This window comes from Roseococcus sp. YIM B11640, from assembly GCF_049727625.1.
Lineage (GTDB): Bacteria > Pseudomonadota > Alphaproteobacteria > Acetobacterales > Acetobacteraceae > Roseococcus.
The window spans coordinates 1-16,094 of sequence record NZ_JBBJOZ010000010.1; the positions used below are offsets into that span (position 1 = coordinate 1).

At 67.3% G+C, this 16,094-nt stretch carries 13 protein-coding genes and 1 tRNA gene; 1 reads left to right on the top strand and 13 read right to left on the bottom strand.

The window, feature by feature from the left end:
• Positions 1-110: 110 nt before the first annotated feature.
• The 8 genes from rpsG to rplK all read right to left on the bottom strand — a co-directional run bounded on the left by rpsG (position 111) and on the right by rplK (position 12,305).
• Positions 111-587, bottom strand: coding sequence for a 30S ribosomal protein S7 (rpsG, locus tag WJM96_RS22695; RefSeq protein WP_424814848.1), 477 nt, complete (start codon positions 585-587; stop codon positions 111-113).
• Between the two features lie 11 nt (positions 588-598).
• Positions 599-970, bottom strand: coding sequence for a 30S ribosomal protein S12 (rpsL, locus tag WJM96_RS22700; protein WP_184385297.1), 372 nt, complete (start codon positions 968-970; stop codon positions 599-601).
• A 280-nt stretch (positions 971-1,250) separates the two neighbouring features.
• Entirely contained in the window at positions 1,251-5,420 is a 4,170-nt protein-coding gene (gene rpoC, locus WJM96_RS22705; RefSeq protein ID WP_424814849.1) for a DNA-directed RNA polymerase subunit beta', read from the bottom strand.
• Between the two features lie 82 nt (positions 5,421-5,502).
• Positions 5,503-9,690 (bottom strand): DNA-directed RNA polymerase subunit beta, encoded by a 4,188-nt coding sequence (gene rpoB / locus WJM96_RS22710; RefSeq protein WP_424814850.1) that lies wholly within the window; start codon positions 9,688-9,690, stop codon positions 5,503-5,505.
• Between the two features lie 192 nt (positions 9,691-9,882).
• A complete protein-coding gene (rplL, locus tag WJM96_RS22715; protein ID WP_424814851.1) occupies positions 9,883-10,263 on the bottom strand; it encodes a 50S ribosomal protein L7/L12 in 381 nt (126 codons plus the stop codon).
• A gap of 96 nt (positions 10,264-10,359) precedes the next feature.
• Entirely contained in the window at positions 10,360-10,875 is a 516-nt protein-coding gene (rplJ, locus tag WJM96_RS22720; RefSeq protein WP_424814852.1) for a 50S ribosomal protein L10, read from the bottom strand.
• A gap of 295 nt (positions 10,876-11,170) precedes the next feature.
• Entirely contained in the window at positions 11,171-11,866 is a 696-nt protein-coding gene (gene rplA, locus WJM96_RS22725) for a 50S ribosomal protein L1 (RefSeq protein WP_424814853.1), read from the bottom strand.
• Positions 11,867-11,870: 4 nt separating this feature from the next.
• On the bottom strand, positions 11,871-12,305 hold the full coding sequence (rplK, locus tag WJM96_RS22730; RefSeq protein ID WP_424814854.1) for a 50S ribosomal protein L11: 435 nt from the start codon (positions 12,303-12,305) through the stop codon (positions 11,871-11,873).
• A gap of 240 nt (positions 12,306-12,545) precedes the next feature.
• Between rplK and WJM96_RS22735 the strand changes: the two genes are divergently transcribed.
• The gene (locus WJM96_RS22735; protein ID WP_424814855.1) at positions 12,546-13,448 is read left to right on the top strand and encodes a DMT family transporter; all 903 of its coding nucleotides are present in this window, start codon (positions 12,546-12,548) and stop codon (positions 13,446-13,448) included.
• Here WJM96_RS22735 and WJM96_RS22740 read toward each other — a convergent pair.
• The 5 genes from WJM96_RS22740 to WJM96_RS22760 all read right to left on the bottom strand — a co-directional run.
• The gene (locus WJM96_RS22740; RefSeq protein WP_424814856.1) at positions 13,405-14,721 is read right to left on the bottom strand and encodes an MFS transporter; all 1,317 of its coding nucleotides are present in this window, start codon (positions 14,719-14,721) and stop codon (positions 13,405-13,407) included. The two genes, WJM96_RS22735 and WJM96_RS22740, sit on opposite strands and share 44 nt — an antisense overlap.
• A 225-nt stretch (positions 14,722-14,946) precedes the next feature.
• On the bottom strand, positions 14,947-15,483 hold the full coding sequence (nusG, locus tag WJM96_RS22745; protein ID WP_424814857.1) for a transcription termination/antitermination protein NusG: 537 nt from the start codon (positions 15,481-15,483) through the stop codon (positions 14,947-14,949).
• An 80-nt stretch (positions 15,484-15,563) separates the two neighbouring features.
• On the bottom strand, positions 15,564-15,755 hold the full coding sequence (gene secE / locus WJM96_RS22750; RefSeq protein ID WP_424814858.1) for a preprotein translocase subunit SecE: 192 nt from the start codon (positions 15,753-15,755) through the stop codon (positions 15,564-15,566).
• A 104-nt stretch (positions 15,756-15,859) separates the two neighbouring features.
• Positions 15,860-15,936 (bottom strand) — tRNA-Trp (locus tag WJM96_RS22755).
• Between the two features lie 71 nt (positions 15,937-16,007).
• On the bottom strand, positions 16,008-16,094 hold an 87-nt coding region (locus WJM96_RS22760; protein ID WP_424814593.1), incomplete at its 5' end, for a hypothetical protein.

Consider the following 16,094-nt stretch of genomic DNA (forward strand, 5'->3'; position numbering starts at 1 on the left):
AGAGACGTCTTGCCATGATCCACATGGCCGATCGTCCCAATGTTGCAGTGCGGCTTGTTCCGCTCAAACTTCGCCTTGGCCATCGTCGTGCATCCAATCCGAAATGGGTGTTACCAGCGGTAGTGGCTGAAGGCCTTGTTCGCCTCCGCCATCCGGTGCGTGTCTTCGCGCTTCTTCACGGCCGTGCCGCGGTTGTTCACCGCGTCCATCAGCTCGGCCGAAAGCCGCTCTTCCATCGTGCTCTCGCCGCGCTTGCGGGCGGCGTCGATCAGCCAGCGGATCGCCAGCGCCTGACGGCGCTCCGGGCGAACTTCCACGGGGACCTGGTAGGTCGCACCGCCGACGCGGCGGCTGCGGACCTCAACGGCCGGCTTCACATTGTCCAGCGCCTCGTGGAACAGGCGAAGCGGGTCGGCATTGGCGCCACCCTTGCGCTTCAGCGTGTCCATCGCCGCGTAGACGATGCTCTCGGCCGCGGACTTCTTGCCGTCGTACATCAGCACGTTCATGAAACGGCTGAGGACGACATCGCCGAACTTCGGATCCGGCAGGACTTCGCGCTTCTCCGCGCGGTGACGACGGGACATCTCTCAGATCCTCACTTCGGCCGCTTCGCGCCGTAGAGCGAACGCCGCTTGCGGCGCTTCGGCAGGCCCTGCGTATCGAGCACGCCGCGCAGGATGTGGTAGCGCACGCCCGGAAGGTCCTTCACGCGGCCGCCGCGGATGAGCACCACGGAGTGCTCCTGCAGGTTGTGGCCCTCACCCGGGATGTAGCTCACCACCTCGAAACCGTTGGTCAGGCGAACCTTGGCGACCTTACGCAGAGCCGAGTTCGGCTTCTTCGGCGTGGTCGTGTAGACGCGCGTGCAGACGCCGCGCTTCTGCGGGCAGCCCTGCAGGGCCGGAACCTTATTCTGGCTCCTACGCGGCTCGCGCCCTTGCGCGATGAGCTGGTTGATCGTCGGCATGACGCCCCTTCGTAAACCCGTTCATTCGATCCGTCCGCCAAACGACACAGAGCCCGACGGGCGCATGAGCGCTCCGACCGGGCCACCGCGTCAACTCCGGGCCTGGGCCGACCAAAATCTGGCCGGTGGCTTCCGAAGCAAGGCGTTTGAACCAACAAACCAAAGCCGCCATTCCTGGCAACTCCGGCGAGACGCGCGTCTTACTCACCCCCCCGCATAGAGTCAAGCGAGGGAGCGGGCGGGGAGACGCACAACCCCCGCCCTTTTCGCATGCCGCCTATTACTCGGCGGCTTCCGGCTCAGGCAGCGCCGGGGAAGCAGGCAGACGCCCGCTGTCCCGCCGCGCGGCCAGCGCCCGGAGACGGTTCATCACAGAGCCCGTGCCCGCCGGAATCAGGCGGCCCACGATCACGTTCTCCTTCAGGCCGCCCAGCGTATCCACCTTGCCGGCGGTCGCCGCCTCGGTGAGCACGCGAGTCGTCTCCTGGAAGGAGGCCGCGGAGATGAAGCTCTGCGTCTGCAGCGACGCCTTGGTGATGCCCTGCAGCACCGGCTCGGCCCGCGCGGGGCGCTCGCCGAGCTTCAGGCGCTTGTCGTTCTCGGCATCGAACTCGAAGCGGTCCACCTGCTCGCCGATCAGGAACGTCGTGTCACCGGGCTCGAGGATCTCGACCTTCTGCAGCATCTGGCGAACGATCACCTCGATGTGCTTGTCGTTGATCTTCACGCCCTGGAGTCGGTAGACGTCCTGGATCTCGTTGACGAGGTAGTTCGCCAGCGCCTCGACGCCCAGGACCCGCAGGATGTCGTGCGGCACGCGGGGCCCGTCGACCAGCGGATCGCCGGCCTTCACGTAGTCGCCCTCCTGCACCGAGACGTGCTTGCCCTTCGGCACCAGGTACTCGCGCTCGATCGCCGGCTCGTCGCCCACGGGCTCGCTCTTCACGATCACGCGGCGCTTCGCCTTGTAGTCCTTGCCGAACTCGACCCGGCCGTCGATGTCGCTGATGATCGCGGCATCCTTCGGACGTCGGGCCTCGAACAGCTCGGCGACCCGGGGCAGACCGCCGGTGATGTCGCGCGTCTTCGACGATTCGCGCGGCATGCGGGCCACCACGTCGCCCGCCTCCACGGTCGCGCCGTTGTCCACGCTCAGCACCGTGTCGGGGCTGAGGAAGTAGCGGGCCTCGGCCCCGTTCGGCAGCTTCATGATCTCGCCGCGGGCGTCCTTCATGACGATTCGCGGCCGCAGATCGGCGGACTTGGCCGAGGCCTTGTAGTCCACCACCACCTTGGAGGTCAGGCCGGTGACGTCGTCGGTACGCTCGACGAGGGTGATGCCCTCGATGAGGTCCGCGTACTCCACCTTACCCTCGCGCTCGGTGATGATCGGCAGCGTGAACGGATCCCACTCGGCCAGCTTCTGGCCGCGCGTGACTTGGGTCCCGTCGGTGATCAGCATCTTCGCGCCGTAGGGCACGCGGAAGCGCGCGCGCTCGCGGCCATTGGCGTCTACCAGCGCCACCTCGCAGTTACGGCTCATAACGATCGGCGCGCCGGCGCTGTTCGTCACCAGCGAGAGGTTGTGGAGCTTGGCGGTCGAGTCGACCGTCGCCTCCACCGCCGACTGCTCGGCGCCACGCTGCGCCGCGCCACCGATGTGGAAGGTACGCATCGTCAGCTGCGTGCCCGGCTCACCGATGGACTGCGCGGCGATGACGCCCACGGCCTCGCCCATGTTGACGGGCGTGCCGCGCGCGAGGTCACGGCCATAGCAGCGGCCGCAGACGCCCACGAGCGAGTCGCAGGTCAGCACCGAGCGGATCTTCAGACCCTCGACCCCCGCCTTCTCGATGCGCTCGGCGTCGGCCTCCTCGATCAGCTCGTTGCGCGGGACCAGCACCTCGCCCGTCGCCGGGTCGAGGACGTCCTCCTGCGCCGTGCGGCCCAGGATCCGCTCGGAGAGCGAGGAGACAACGTCGCCGCCATCCATGATGGCGCGCACGTTCAGGCCGCGCTCGGTGCCGCAATCATCTTCCATGATGATGCAGTCCTGAGCCACGTCGACCAGGCGGCGCGTCAGGTAGCCCGAATTCGCGGTCTTCAGCGCGGTGTCGGCCAGACCCTTACGGGCACCGTGCGTCGAGTTGAAGTACTCGAGGACGGTGAGGCCTTCCTTGAAGTTCGAGATGATCGGCTGCTCGATGATCTCGCCCGAGGGCTTGGCCATCAGGCCGCGCATGCCGGCCAGCTGGCGCATCTGCGCCGGCGACCCACGCGCACCGGAGTGGGACATCATCCACACGGAGTTGGTCGGCTTGCCGATCTCCTGCTTCTGAATCTCCTTCATCATGGCCGAGGCCACGGCGTCCGTGCAGCGCGACCAGGCGTCGACCACCTTGTTGTAGCGCTCGCCCGAGGTGATGAGGCCGTCGAGGTACTGCTGCTCGAACTCCTTCACCTCGGCCTTCGTCGTCGCGATGAGGCCCGACTTCTCGGGCGGGATCATCATGTCGTTCTTGCCGAAGGAGATGCCCGCCTTCGCCGCGTGACGGAAGCCGAGGCCCATCAGGCGGTCGGCGAAGATCACCGATTCCTTCTGGCCGCAATGGCGGTACACGGCGTCGATCACGTCCGAGATGGACTTCTTGGTGAGCAGCCGGTTGATCAGCGAGAAGGGCAGCGCCGGGTGCTTGGGCAGCAGCGCGCCCATCAGCATGCGGCCCGGCGTCGTCACCACGCGCTCGACGAAGGGCTTGCCCTCCGCGTCGACCGAGGCGCGGCGCGTCACGATCTTGCTGTGGATGCTCAGCGCGCCGACGGTCAGGGCGTGCTCGATCTCGCCGATATCGGCGATGCGCGGCGCGTCCTTGTCCTCGGTCGCCCGGAACTCCGGCGTGTCGAGGCTGAGGTAGTAGAGGCCGAGGACGATATCCTGCGACGGCACGATGATCGGCTTGCCGTTCGCGGGGCTGAGGATGTTGTTGGTCGACATCATCAGCACGCGCGCTTCCAGCTGCGCTTCGAGCGACAGCGGGACGTGCACGGCCATCTGGTCACCGTCGAAGTCCGCGTTGAAGGCGGTGCAGACGAGCGGGTGCAGCTGGATCGCCTTGCCCTCGACGAGGACCGGCTCGAAGGCCTGAATGCCCAGGCGGTGCAGCGTCGGCGCCCGGTTCAGCATGACCGGGTGCTCGCGGATCACCTCCTCGAGGATGTCCCACACCTCGGGACGCTCCTTCTCCACCATCCGCTTCGCCTGCTTGATGGTCGAGGCGTGGCCGTACTTCTCGAGCTTCGAGTAGATGAAGGGCTTGAAGAGCTCGAGCGCCATCTTCTTCGGCAGGCCGCACTGGTGCAGCTTGAGCTCCGGGCCCACCACGATGACCGAGCGGCCCGAATAGTCGACGCGCTTGCCGAGCAGGTTCTGGCGGAACCGGCCCTGCTTGCCCTTCAGCATGTCGGACAGCGACTTCAGCGGGCGCTTGTTGGCGCCCGTGATCGCGCGGCCGCGGCGGCCGTTGTCGAACAGCGCGTCCACCGACTCCTGCAGCATGCGCTTCTCGTTGCGCACGATGATGTCCGGCGCCCGCAGCTCGATCAGCCGCTTCAGGCGGTTGTTGCGGTTGATGACGCGGCGGTACAGGTCGTTGAGGTCCGAGGTCGCGAAGCGGCCGCCGTCCAGCGGCACCAGCGGGCGCAGCTCGGGCGGGATGACCGGCACGACGTCGAGGATCATCCACTCCGGGCGCGCGCCCGACTCGGCGAAGGCCTCGATCAGCTTGAGGCGCTTCACGAGCTTCTTGCGCTTGGCCTCGGAGGTGGTCTCCTTCAGCTCGGCACGCAGGCGGACGCCGTCCTTGCCCATGTCCATGCCGTGCAGGATCTCCTTCACGGCCTCGGCACCGATGCCGACGCGGAAGGCGTCCTCGCCGAACTCGTCCTGCTTCGCGACGAACTGGTCCTCGTTCAGCAGCTGGTGCAGCTTGAGGTCCGTCAGGCCCGGCTCCAGAACCACGTAGGATTCGAAGTACAGGACCTTCTCCAGCTCCTTCAGCGACATATCGACCATCAGGCCGACGCGGCTCGGGAGGGACTTCAGGAACCAGATGTGCGCGACGGGGGCGGCCAGCTCGATATGGCCCATGCGCTCGCGCCGGACCTTGGCCAGCGTCACCTCGACGCCGCACTTCTCGCAGACGATGCCGCGGAACTTCATGCGCTTGTACTTGCCGCACAGGCACTCGTAGTCCTTGATCGGCCCGAAGATGCGCGCGCAGAACAGCCCGTCCCGCTCCGGCTTGAAGGTGCGGTAGTTGATCGTCTCGGGCTTCTTGATCTCGCCATAGGACCAGGAGCGGATCTGCTCCGGCGACGCCATGGAGATCTTGATCTGGTCGAAAGTCATCGCCTGGCCGGTCTGGCCCAGGATCTTCATCAGCTCGTTCATGCCGCCTCGCTCTCCGCCCGGCGCGTACGCCGGGCCATGCATGGGGGTCGGCGGGGTGCGATGCGCGCCCCGCCCGTCATACTCAGGACCCGCGGTTCTCCAGGTCCACGTTCAGGCCGAGCGACTTCAGCTCCTTCACCAGAACGTTGAAGCTTTCCGGAATGCCGGCCTCGAAGCTGTCCTGGTCGCGGACGATCGCCTCGTAGACCTTGGTGCGGCCGGACACGTCGTCCGACTTCACCGTCAGCATCTCCTGCAGCGTGTAGGCGGCGCCATAGGCCTCGAGCGCCCAGACCTCCATTTCGCCGAAGCGCTGGCCACCGAACTGCGCCTTGCCACCCAGCGGCTGCTGCGTGACGAGCGAGTACGGGCCGATCGAACGCGCGTGGATCTTGTCGTCGACCAGGTGGTGCAGCTTCAGCATGTAGATGTAGCCGACCGTGGTCTTGCGCTCGAAGGGCTCGCCCGTGCGGCCATCGATCAGCTGCATCTGGCCGGAGGTGTCGAGCCCCGCCTTGCTCAGCATGTTCTCGATGTCCGAGATGCGCGCGCCGTCGAAGACCGGCGTCGCGATGGGAATGCCCTTCTTGAGGTTGTCCGACAGCTCGATCAGCTGGTCCTCGCTCATCGGCGCGATGTCGCGCTCGAAGACCTCCTCGCCGTAGACGTCCTTCAGCTTCTCCAGCAGTTCGTCGCGCACGGCGGAGGAGCGGCGGAAGTCTTCCACCAGCGCGCCCACCTCGCGGCCGATATTGGCGCAGGCCCAGCCCAGGTGCGTCTCGAGGATCTGGCCGATGTTCATGCGCGAAGGCACGCCCAGCGGGTTCAGCACGAGATCGACCGAGGTGCCGTCCTCGAGGAACGGCATGTCCTCCACCGGCACGACGCGGGAGACCACGCCCTTGTTGCCGTGGCGGCCGGCCATCTTGTCGCCGGGCTGCAGCTTGCGCTTCACCGCGACGAAGACCTTGACCATCTTCATCACGCCAGGCGGCAGCTCGTCGCCGCGCTGCAGCTTCTCGACCTTCGACTCGAAGCGCTTCTGCAGCTTCTCGACCGCCGCGTCGAACTCGCGCTTCAGGGCCTCGATCTCGACCATGGCGGCGTCGTCGCTGACGGCGATCTGGCGCCAGGTCGCCTTGGCGAACTGCTCCAGGACCTCGTCGTTGATCGGCGTGCCGGCCTTGATGCCCTTGAAGCCGCCGCTGGCCTTGCGGTTCAGCAGGCGCTCCCGGAGACGGCCGTAGAAGCTGCGCTCCTGGATGGCACGCTCGTCGTCGCGGTCCTTGGCCAGGCGCTCGATCTCGGCGCGCTCGATCGCCATGGCGCGCTCGTCCTTGTCCACGCCGCGGCGGGAGAAGACGCGCACGTCCACGATCGTGCCCGAGACGCCGGGCGGCAGGCGCAGCGACGTGTCGCGCACGTCGGAGGCCTTCTCGCCGAAGATGGCGCGGAGGAGCTTCTCTTCCGGCGTCATCGGGCTCTCGCCCTTCGGCGTCACCTTGCCGACGAGGATGTCGCCAGGGTGAACCTCGGCGCCGACATAGACGATGCCCGCCTCGTCGAGGTTGCGGAGCGCTTCCTCGCCGACATTGGGGATGTCGCGGCTGATCTCCTCCTGGCCGAGCTTCGTGTCGCGCGCCATCACCTCGAACTCTTCGATGTGGATGGAGGTGAACACGTCATCGCGGGCGATGCGCTCGGAGATGAGGATGGAGTCCTCGAAGTTGTAGCCGTTCCAGGGCATGAACGCGCAGAGCACGTTGCGGCCGAGCGCGAGCTCGCCCAGCTCCGTGGACGGGCCGTCGGCGATGATCTCACCGGCCGCCACGCGGTCACCCACCTTCACCAGCGGGCGCTGGTTGATGCAGGTGCTCTGGTTGGAGCGCTGGAACTTGCGCAGGCGGTAGATGTCGACGCCCGTCGTCTGGCCGTCCTCGCCCGTCGCGCGCACCACGATGCGCGCGCCGTCGATCTGGTCGACGATGCCCTCGCGGCGCGCGGAGATCGCGGCGCCCGAGTCACGCGCCACCGCGGCTTCCATGCCGGTGCCGACGAGCGGCGCATCGGCGCGGATCAGCGGCACCGCCTGGCGCTGCATGTTCGAGCCCATGAGCGCGCGGTTGGCGTCGTCGTTCTCGAGGAACGGGATGAGCGCCGCGGCGACCGAGACCAGCTGCTTCGGCGACACGTCGATCGCCGTCACCTCCTCCGGCTTCACCAGGCGGAAGTCGCCGCCCTGGCGGACCGAGACGAGGTCCGTCTTGAACTCGCCGGTCGCGGCATCGACCTCGGCGTCGGCCTGCGCGACGACCAGCTTCTCCTCCTCCATGGCGGAGAGGTAGCGCGGGTCGCCCACGATCTTGCCGTCCTTCACGAGGCGATAGGGCGTCTCGATGAAGCCGTACTTGTTCACGCGGGCGAAGGTCGCCAGCGAGTTGATCAGGCCGATGTTCGGACCTTCCGGCGTCTCGATCGGGCAGATGCGGCCGTAATGCGTCGGGTGCACGTCGCGCACCTCGAAGCCGGCGCGCTCACGCGTCAGACCGCCCGGGCCAAGCGCCGAGAGGCGGCGCTTATGCGTCACTTCCGACAGCGGGTTGGTCTGGTCCATGAACTGCGAGAGCTGCGAGGAGCCGAAGAACTCGCGCACCGCGGCCGCCGCCGGCTTCGCGTTGATCAGGTCATGCGGCATGACGGTGTCGATATCGACCGCGCCCATGCGCTCCTTGATCGCGCGGTCCATGCGCAGCAGGCCGACGCGGTACTGGTTCTCCATCAGCTCGCCGACCGAACGCACGCGGCGGTTGCCGAGGTTGTCGATGTCGTCGATCGAGCCGCGGCCGTCCTTCAGGTCCATCAGCACGCGCAGCGTGGAGACGATGTCCTGCTTGCGCAGCGTGCGCAGATGATCCGGCGCCTCCTCGAGCGAGAAGCCCAGGCGCATGTTCATCTTCACGCGGCCCACGGCCGAGAGGTCGTAGCGGTCGCCGTCGAAGAAGAGGCCTTTGAACAGCGCCTCGGCCGTCTCCGGCGTCGGCGGCTCGCCCGGGCGCATGACCCGGTAGATGTCCATCAGGGCTTCTTCGCGATTGGTGTTCTTGTCCACCGCGAGCGTGTTGCGCATCCAGGCGCCGACCGACTGGTCGATGGCGAGCGTGGGCAGCACGTCCACGCCGGCGTCCTCGATGGTCGCGAGCTTGGCTTCGGTCAGCTCTTCGCCGGCCTCGGCCCAGATCTCGCCCGTCTCCATGTTCACGAGGTCGACGGCGACGAAGCGGCCCAGCAGGTCGGTGCGGCCGACCAGAACTTCGGTCGTGCCGGCCTCGACGATCTTGCGGGCGGCGCGGGGCGTCATCTTGACGTCCTTGTCGGCCACGACCTGGCCGGTCTTGGCGTCAACCAGCGGCTCCAGCAGCTTGATGCCGCGGAAGCTGTCGGGATCGAAAGCGCGCGACCAGCCCTTGGGGCCGCGCTTGAACTCGACCTGGCCGTAGAAGGCCGCGAGGATCTCCTCGGCATCCATGCCGCGGATCTCGGCGGGCTCCATCTCCAGGCCCTGGGCCGCGCGCTCGGCGCGCTTGGCCTCGGTCGCCGCGCTGTCGAGCGCCAGCAGCAGGGTGGAGGCCGGCAGCTTCCGCTTGCGATCCACGCGGACGTAGCAGATGTCCTTGGCGTCGAACTCGAAGTCGAGCCAGGAACCGCGATAGGGGATGACGCGCGCGGCGAAGAGGTACTTGCCGCTGCTGTGCGTCTTGCCCTTGTCGTGGTCAAAGAAGACGCCCGGGCTGCGGTGCATCTGGGAGACGATGACGCGCTCGGTGCCGTTGATGATGAAGGTGCCGTTGTCCGTCATGAGCGGCATGTCGCCCATGTAGACATCCTGCTCCTTGATGCCTCGGACCGAGCGGCTGCCGGTGTCCTCGTCGAGGTCCCAGACGATCAGGCGCAGCTTCACCTTGAGAGGCGCCGCGAAGGTCAGGCCGCGCGCGATGCACTCCTCGACGTCGTACTTCGGCTCCTCGAGCTCGTACTCCACGAACTCCAACCGACCGCGGCCGGCGAAGTCATTGATCGGGAAGACCGACTTGAAGACTTCCTGCAGGCCGGTGTTCGTCCGGCTGTCGGGATGCGTCTCCATCTGCAGGAAAGTCGCGTAGGAGGCGCGCTGCACGTCGATCAGGTTGGGCATGGGCGCGACCTCGGGCAGCCGCCCGAAGCTCTTGCGAATGCGCTTGCGTGCCGTGAACGACTTGCTGATGGCGTTCATGCGTGTCCCGCTTCCTTATCTGACGCGCGGGAAGATCCCGCCGCCGGCGAAAAACCTACGAAACCTGCGTCACGCGGGGCACTTGCCCCCCGAAACGGCGAGAGGGGCGGCAACCCAGACCGGTTGCCGCCCACCCCGACTTCAAACAATTCCACCGCGCCGGCGCGGAAACGCCGGCCCGGCAGACGGTCCTTACTTGACCTCGACGCTCGCGCCGTTCTCTTCCAGGACCTTCTTGATCTTGTCCGCCTCTTCCTTCGAGACGTTCTCCTTCACGACCTTCGGAGCGCCCTCGACGAGGTCCTTCGCTTCCTTCAGGCCGAGACCGGTGATCGCACGGACCTCCTTGATCACGTTGATCTTCTTGTCGCCGCCGTTGGTCAGCGTGACAGTGAACTCGGTCTGCGCCTCAGCGGCCGGAGCGGCAGCGGCGGCGGGGCCGGCAGCGGCGGCAACGGCCACCGGAGCGGCAGCGGAGACGCCCCACTTCTCTTCGAGAAGCTTGGAGAGCTCGGCAGCCTCCAGGACGGTCAGAGCGGACAGCTCGTCAACGAGCTTTGCGAGATCGGCCATGTTCGTGTTCCTTCGATCTAATGGCTTGACTGTGGCTTGACAACCCCACCGCACCATTGCGGCGGGGCGTTAACTCATGGAAAGGCCAAAGCGCCCTTACGCGGCTTCCTTGTCCGCGTAGGCCTTCAGCACCCGTGCCAGCTGCCCAGCCGGGGCCTGAACCACCCCGGCAATGCGCGTCGCCGGGGTCTGGATCAGACCCAGGAGCTGCGCGCGCAGCGTTTCGAGCGAGGGAAGCTCGGCCAGGGCCTTCACGCCGTCGACGTTCAGGTTCTGGGTGCCGAGCGCCCCGCCCAGGATCACGAACTTGTCGTTCCCCTTGGCGAATTCCACGGCGGTCTTCGCCACGGCCACGGGATCCGTCGACCACGCGATGGCGGTCGGACCCTTCAGCAGCGGCGAGATGCCCTGGAAGCGGGTGCCGTCGAGGGCGCGGGTGGCCAGCCGGTTCTTCGCAACCTTGTACGTCGCCCCGGCGGCCTTCATCTTGCGGCGCAGCTCGTCCACCGCCGCGACCGTCAGACCCTTGTTCTGGGCGACGAGCACGAAAGAGGTCTGCGCGAAGACAGAAGCCATCGAGTCGACAAAGGCGCGCTTTTCCGTACGGTCCACGTCACGTCTCCGTCGTTGGCCGGAACCTTTTGGAAGGGCACCGGCCGATTCACACACGGGGGCGAAGGGACCACCCCTCCACCCCATTCGCTGTCGTTGCCGGAAAGCCAAGCCATGCCCGCCCGGGGCATACACCGGGGGCGGGCGGGATCTCGGTTCCCCGTCTCATGCGGGCGGGCCTCGGCCCTTTAGGCCCCCGGGTCGCCCCGGCGGCACCTGCAATCTCCGACAGGTTCGGCGCGGCTCCTCGCGGGGCCGTGCCTGTCCACCCCGGCCTGGGCCGGGGCGTATCTCATCAAGCCGTCAGGCTGGAAACGTCCACCGTGACGCCCGGACCCATGGTCGAGGACACGGCAACCTTCTTCACATAGGTGCCCTTGGCACCGGCCGGGCGCGACTTCTGGATCGCCTCGACGAAGGCCTTGGCGTTCTCGAGCAGCTGCTCGGCGCCGAAGCTGGCCTTGCCGATGCCGGCATGCACGATGCCCGCCTTCTCGGCGCGGAACTCGACCTGGCCGCCCTTGGCCGCCGTCACGGCGCCCTTCACGTCCATCGTCACGGTGCCGAGCTTCGGGTTCGGCATCAGGCCGCGCGGGCCCAGCACCTTACCGAGGCGACCGACGAGCGCCATCATGTCCGGCGTCGCGATGCAGCGGTCGAAGTCGATCTTGCCTTCCTGCACCAGCGCGGCGAGGTCGTCCGCACCGACCACGTCGGCGCCGGCCGCCTTGGCTTCCTCGGCCTTCGGGCCGCGGGCGAAGACGCCCACGCGGACCGTCTTGCCGGTGCCGTTCGGCAGGCCGACCATGCCGCGGACCATCTGGTCGGCGTGGCGCGGGTCGATGCCGAGGTTCATCGAGATCTCGATCGTCTCGTCGAACTTGGCCTTGGCATTGGACTTGGCCAGCGTGATCGCCTCGGCCAGGGGATAGGCCTTGTTCGCCGTCACGGTGGCGGCGAGGGCCTTCATGCGCTTCGTGAGCTTGGCCATCGGATCAGCCCTCCACCACGGTCATGCCCATCGAACGGGCGGAGCCTGCGAGCATGCGGACGGCGCTCTCGACGTCCGTGCAGTTCATGTCCTTCATCTTGACCTTGGCGATCTCGGCCAGCTGGGACTTCGTCACGCGGCCGGAGGTCGCGCCCTTGCCCGGGGTCGTGCTGCCCTTCTCGATCTTCGCCGCCTTCAGCAGGAAGTACGTGTTGGGCGGGGTCTTCGTGATGAAGGAGAAGGAACGGTCGGTGTACGCGGTGATGACGACCGGCGTCGGGGTGCCGGGCTCCATCTGCTGCGTCGCCGCGTTGAATTCCTTCACGAACTGCATGATGTTCAGGCCGCGCTGACCGAGCGCGGGACCGACGGGCGGCGAGGGATTCGCCTTGCCGGCCGGGATCTGCAGCTTGATGTAGCCGGCGATCTTCTTTGCCATGACCAAGTCCTCTCAAATGGGGAGAGACCCGTGGTACATACGGCCTCCAGCGATAGGCTGCTGGCGGCCTCCCACGTTCCTCTGCGGCCGAAGGGCGACGCCCCTCACCGGAGGGCGGGCACATAGGCCCTCCTGGGGCGGGAGTCCAGCCCCGATCCGCGCTGGGCGCGGAAAAAATCTCCCAGCCATGATGTCCGTACATATCTGGACGGAATCCGGCGGCCGGCTCATGGTGCGGCGGTGAGCTCCCCCGCGCCCAGCCGGCTGATGATCGGCATTCTCTTCATGCTGGCCGCGGGGACCTTGTTCCCCATCATGGGGGGCTTCGGCAAGCTGCTGGGGCAGGACTACAACTCGCTGCAGATCAGCTGGGCGCGCGCTTTCGGGCACATCGTCTTTCTGTCGGCGCTCTTCCTGCCCCGCTTCGGGCTGGCGGTGCTGCGGACCCGCCGGCCGGGGCTGCAGGTCTTCCGCTCGGCCATGCTTTTCACCTCCAACCTCTGCTATTTCTTCGCCATCAGCCTGATTCCCCTGGGAAAGGCGGCGGCCATCAGCCTGGCGGCGCCGCTGATCGTGGCCCTGCTGGCCGGCCCCATGCTGGGCGAGAAAACCACGCGGGGTCGGGTCATCGCGCTGCTGGCCGGGTTCCTGGGCGTGCTGATCGTCATCCGGCCCGGCACCGCGCTGTTCCACTGGGCCTCGGTCTTCGTGCTGATCAGCGCCACGGCCTATGGCATCTACCAGATCCTGACGCGGCGGATCGCGGGCATCGACTCGCCGGAGACCTCGGCCCTCTACTCGGCTTGCGTGGGCGGATTCGGCATGCTGCTGGTCCTGCCCTTCGTCTGGCAGATGCCGGCAAGCCTGCTGGATGTGGGGCTCTTCATCGCGGTCGGGATGCTGGGGGCACTCGGCCACTACTGCGTGGCCCATGCCTTCGGCTATGCGCCGGCCAACATCCTCTCGCCCTTCCAGTACTTCCAGCTCCTGGGCTCGGTATTCGTGGGCTGGGTGCTGTTTTCGGAATTTCCGGACAGCGCGACCTGGATTGGCGCCGCCATCATCGTGGGCTCCGGCATATATATAGGATGGAGCGGCTCTAGAGCCCCGCGCGCACGCCCGGCAGCAGCCGCAGGAAACTGACGAGGCTGCCCAAGGCCGCTGCCCCGCAGCCGACCCAGACCGCCATCATCGCCCCCCCTTCCGGCGCGAGGGACAGGCATAGCGCCACGATGGCCGCCCCGATGGCCTGCCCCAGCAGGCGAGAGGTCGCGACGATGCCGCTTGCCCCGCCGCTGCGCTCGCGCGGGGCGCTGGCCATGATCGCCCGCATGTTGGGCGTCTGGAAGAAGCCGAAGCCCACGCCGCAGAGCGCGAGCCGCCACATGATGTCGACGGCGCCCGCCCCGGGCGGGAGCAGGGCCACGCTCGCCAGCCCGGCCATGAGCACCAGCAGCCCGCAGCCGCCCAGGATGCCGGGCGGATAGCGGTCCCCCATCGGGGCGGCGACCAGCGTCATGACCGCGAGCGTCGCGGGCCAGGGGGTGATGAGCAGCCCGGTCTCCGCCTGGCTGTAGCCGAAGCCGTTGTGCAGCAGGAAAGGCAGCACGACGAAGGAGAGCCCCTGCACGGTGAAGGCGCAGATCGAGGTCGCGGAAGAGAGGGCGAAGAGCGGAATCCGGAACAGGTCCATGGCCAGGATAGGCGCCGGCCGGCCGGCCTCCCGCCGCAGCAGGGCGAAGCCGCAGGCGGCCGCCGCCAGCCACGCCGCGAGGACGGCCGGCGCGCCCAGCCGGTGCGCGATGGCGGCCAGGCCGAAGAGGATCAGCGCGAAGAAGGCGGCGCAAAGGGCGGCCGAGGCGGCGTCGAAGCGGCGCATGCTGCGCTCCGTCGCCGGCAGGCTCCGCAAGGACAGGGCCAGCGCCACGAGGCCCACCGGCAGATTGCAGAGATAGAGCCAGGGCCAGCTCGCGACCGAGAGCACCAGGGAGACCATCGTCGGCCCGGTCGTGAAGGAGACGCCGACGACCAGGACGTAGAGACCGAGCCCCCGTCCCAGCTGGTGCGGCGGGTAGATGTAGCGGATCAGGGCGGGCGTCACGGCCGAGATGGCCGCCGCCCCCAGCCCCAGCAGCGCCCGCGACGCCACCAGCGAGGGCAGCGACCAGGCAAGGCCCGAGGCGAGCGCCCCAGCCATGAACAGCACCTGCCCGGCCAGGAAGACGCGCCGGTGGCCGAAGATCTCGCCCATCGCCGCGAAGGGCAGCAGCGAGGCGACGACCACCAGGTAGTAGGCATTCACGACCCAGATCGAGGTGGCGCTGCTGGTGCCGATGTCCCGCGCGATCGTCGGCAGCGCCGTGCTGGTGAGGGAGATATCGATGGTCGAGATGATCACCGGGACCAGGACGGCCATGGTCGCCATCCGTCTGCGAGACCCCTCTTCCTCCGGCAAGACGCCCTCATCCCCGAATCATGTCCGGACAGCCTAGAGGAGCCTCAACCCAGCGGCGAGCCCCCGGGAAAATCTTGATTTTCGGGAGAGTTCAATGCGATACGAACGGAAGCGGCGGCCGGACCATGTCCACGCCGCCGCGCTCCCTGCATCGGTAAGATAGTAAGATAGTAAGGCGGGAAGCCCTCAGAGCTTCTCGACCTGCCCGTATTCCAGCTCGACGGGGGTGGAGCGGCCGAAGATCGAGACGCTGACCTTCAGGCGACCCTTCTCCTCGTCCACCTCTTCGACCGTGCCGTTGAAGCTGGTGAAGGGGCCGTCCGCCACGCGGACCTGTTCGCCCACCTCGAAGACCACCGCCGGGCGGCGCGGCTTCTCCGCGCCCTCGGCGACAGCGTTCACGATCCGCATCGCCTCGGCCTCGGTGATGGGCTGGGGCTTGTTGCGGGCGCCGAGGAAGCCGGTGACCTTGGGCGTGTCGCGCACCAGATGCCAGGTGTCGTCGGTCATCTCCATCTTCACCAGCACATAGCCGGGGAAGAACTTCCGCTCCGTGTCCACCTTCTGGCCGCGCCGGACCTCGACCACCTGCTCGGTGGGGACGAGGATGTCCTCGATGCGGTCGGCAAGGCCGGACTGGGCGGCCTGCGCGCGAATCTGCTCGGCGATCTTCTTTTCGAAGCCCGAATAGACGTGCACGACATACCAACGCTTATCGGCCATTGGCCAGAACCTCGCTTCGACTCACCTGGAACCGGCCCCACAGGGGGCCGCGGACCGTCGATGGAATGATGACGCTTCTGCTAAAGCCCGAAGATCCAGCGCATGGCAAGCTGGACAATCTGGTCAACCACCAGGAAGAACACAGCCGCCGCCGCCGACAAGGCCAGGACGAGCCCGGTCGTGATCAGCGTCTCGCGCCGCGAGGGCCAAGTGACCTTGGCGACCTCCTGACGCACCTCCCGGGAGAACTGGGCGGGATTGAGCTTGGCCAAACTGCGTGTTCCTGACTGCGCCGTCCGGGAAAAATCCCGGGCTGGCCCTGAAAGCATGTCGGCGGCCGTCTTGCAACGTGCCGCCGCGCCAGACCGTTCAGAAGTGGCAGGGGCGGAGGGTCTCGAACCCCCAACCTCCGGTTTTGGAGACCGGCGCTCTAGCCAATTGAGCTACGCCCCTATTCCGTCCGGCCGAGGCCGCACAGAAATCCCGGAAGCCGCCCCTTGTCCAGGGGCAGCCGCCGGAAAACTTTACTTCGCGATGGAGGCGACGACGCCGGCGCCGACGGTGCGGCCACCTTCGCGGATGGCGAAGCGCAGGCCCTCATCCATCGCGAT

Excerpts from the sequence above, each read along its gene's own strand:
- rpsG (WP_424814848.1), bottom strand. The coding sequence starts at position 587 with ATGTCCCGTCGTCACCGCGCGGAGAAGCGCGAAGTCCTGCCGGATCCG.
- rpsL (WP_184385297.1), bottom strand. The coding sequence starts at position 970 with ATGCCGACGATCAACCAGCTCATCGCGCAAGGGCGCGAGCCGCGTAGG.
- rpoC (WP_424814849.1), bottom strand. The coding sequence starts at position 5,420 with ATGAACGAGCTGATGAAGATCCTGGGCCAGACCGGCCAGGCGATGACT.
- rpoB (WP_424814850.1), bottom strand. The coding sequence starts at position 9,690 with ATGAACGCCATCAGCAAGTCGTTCACGGCACGCAAGCGCATTCGCAAG.
- rplL (WP_424814851.1), bottom strand. The coding sequence starts at position 10,263 with ATGGCCGATCTCGCAAAGCTCGTTGACGAGCTGTCCGCTCTGACCGTC.
- rplA (WP_424814853.1), bottom strand. The coding sequence starts at position 11,866 with ATGGCCAAGCTCACGAAGCGCATGAAGGCCCTCGCCGCCACCGTGACG.
- rplK (WP_424814854.1), bottom strand. The coding sequence starts at position 12,305 with ATGGCAAAGAAGATCGCCGGCTACATCAAGCTGCAGATCCCGGCCGGC.
- WJM96_RS22740 (WP_424814856.1), bottom strand. The coding sequence starts at position 14,721 with ATGGCCGTCCTGGTCCCGGTGATCATCTCGACCATCGATATCTCCCTC.
- nusG (WP_424814857.1), bottom strand. The coding sequence starts at position 15,483 with ATGGCCGATAAGCGTTGGTATGTCGTGCACGTCTATTCGGGCTTCGAA.